The following is a 1,336-nucleotide window of genomic DNA, read 5'->3' as shown; positions in this document are numbered from 1 at the left end:
GCGGCCGGAGCCTTCATGCAGGCCCTGGCCGAGCATGCCCGGACCGAGGGGCTGAAGCTGGCCCCCCGGTGCAGCTATGCCGCGGCCTGGCTGAAGCGCCATCGCGAATTCGAGGATCTGACGGCCTGAGGTCCCGGAGGCCGGAGATGGGCAAGGTTGATCTCAAACAGGTCCACAAGAACCTCTACACGGCTCCGAAGGATCGCTTTTCCTTCGTCGAGACGCCGCCGCTGACCTATCTGATGGTCGACGGCGAAGGCGATCCCAATACGGCGCCCGCCTATGCGGAGGCCGTGGAGGCGCTCTATGGCGTCGCCTATGCGCTGAAGTTCGCCAGCAAGGCCGCCGGTCGGGACTATGTCATGCCGCCGCTCGAAGGCCTTTGGTGGCCGACGACATGACGGCCTTCCGGCAGCGCGCCAAGGCGAAATGGCGTTGGACGATGATGATGCTGCAGCCGGACTGGATTTCCCCGGACCAGTTCAAAGCCGCCGTCGGAAAAATCGCGGCCAGAAACCCGACGCCCGCCCTGTCGCGTCTGCGCTCCGAGCGCCTCGAGGAGGGCCGCTGCGTGCAGGTCCTGTATGTCGGTTCCTACGATGACGAGGGGCCGATCCTGGCGCGGCTGCATGACGAATTCCTGCCCGGGCAAGGGTTGGTCCCCGTCGGCAGGCATCACGAAATCTATCTGGGCGACCCCCGAAAGACAGCGCCGGCGAAACTGCGCACGATCCTTCGCCAGCCGGTGAGCGCCGCCTGACGCCGATGGAGCGCGCAGGCGTTCCCGTGCATTGTGATGTTCGACGACAAGGAACGCCGCGATGCCAGACCTCGACCTGTCTTCCGTCAGCGCCGCCGCAGGGCCGTTGCAGACCTGGGTCTTGCCGGCCCTGCTGGGGTTGGGGCTGGCGTCGGCCACGGGATTGCGCACCTTCCTGCCGCTGCTGATGCTGGCGCTGGCGGCGCGGTTCGAGATGTTCAGCGTCCGCCTGATCGATCAGATGGACTGGCTGGTTTCCTGGCCCGCCATAGCGGCGCTGGCGACCGCCACCGTGGCCGAATTCCTCGGGGACAAGGTCCCGGCCATCGATCACGGACTGAACGCCATCGGCTATGTCACCCGGCCGGTCGCCGGGGCCATCGCCGCGGGCAGCGTGTTCTGGAACGTCGACCCGGCGGCGGCCGCCGTCGCCGGGCTGATCGTCGGGGCGCCGGCGGCGCTGGCCTTCAACGCGGCCCAGACCGGGGTCCGGGTCGGCTCGACGGCGACCACGGGCGGGCTGGGCAATCCGGTGGTGTCGCTGATCGAGGACGTGCTGGCCTTCCTCACGGTGAT

At 68.0% G+C, this 1,336-nt stretch carries 4 protein-coding genes; all 4 read left to right on the top strand.

The window, feature by feature from the left end:
- Positions 1–15 precede the first annotated feature (15 nt).
- Entirely contained in the window at positions 16–129 is a 114-nt protein-coding gene (locus tag Q0588_RS09885; protein WP_298745789.1) for an N-acetyltransferase, read from the top strand.
- Between the two features lie 17 nt (positions 130–146).
- On the top strand, positions 147–401 hold the full coding sequence (locus Q0588_RS09880) for a hypothetical protein (RefSeq protein WP_298745788.1): 255 nt from the start codon (positions 147–149) through the stop codon (positions 399–401).
- On the top strand, positions 386–760 hold the full coding sequence (locus Q0588_RS09875) for a GyrI-like domain-containing protein (RefSeq protein ID WP_366872829.1): 375 nt from the start codon (positions 386–388) through the stop codon (positions 758–760). The genes Q0588_RS09880 and Q0588_RS09875 overlap by 16 nt, the downstream gene beginning before the upstream one ends.
- Positions 761–821: 61 nt before the next feature.
- The coding region (locus tag Q0588_RS09870; protein WP_298745787.1) for a DUF4126 domain-containing protein at positions 822–1,336 on the top strand (515 nt) is incomplete at its 3' end.

Origin of the sequence: uncultured Brevundimonas sp. (genome assembly GCF_937870815.1) — a bacterium.
GTDB lineage: Bacteria > Pseudomonadota > Alphaproteobacteria > Caulobacterales > Caulobacteraceae > Brevundimonas.
Note: the sequence above shows the minus strand (reverse complement) of the source record. Positions and strands in the feature narration are given on the sequence as shown.

Coding starts and splice junctions, on each gene's coding strand:
- Q0588_RS09885 (WP_298745789.1), top strand. CDS start 16: ATGCAGGCCCTGGCCGAGCATGCCCGGACCGAGGGGCTGAAGCTGGCC.
- Q0588_RS09880 (WP_298745788.1), top strand. CDS start 147: ATGGGCAAGGTTGATCTCAAACAGGTCCACAAGAACCTCTACACGGCT.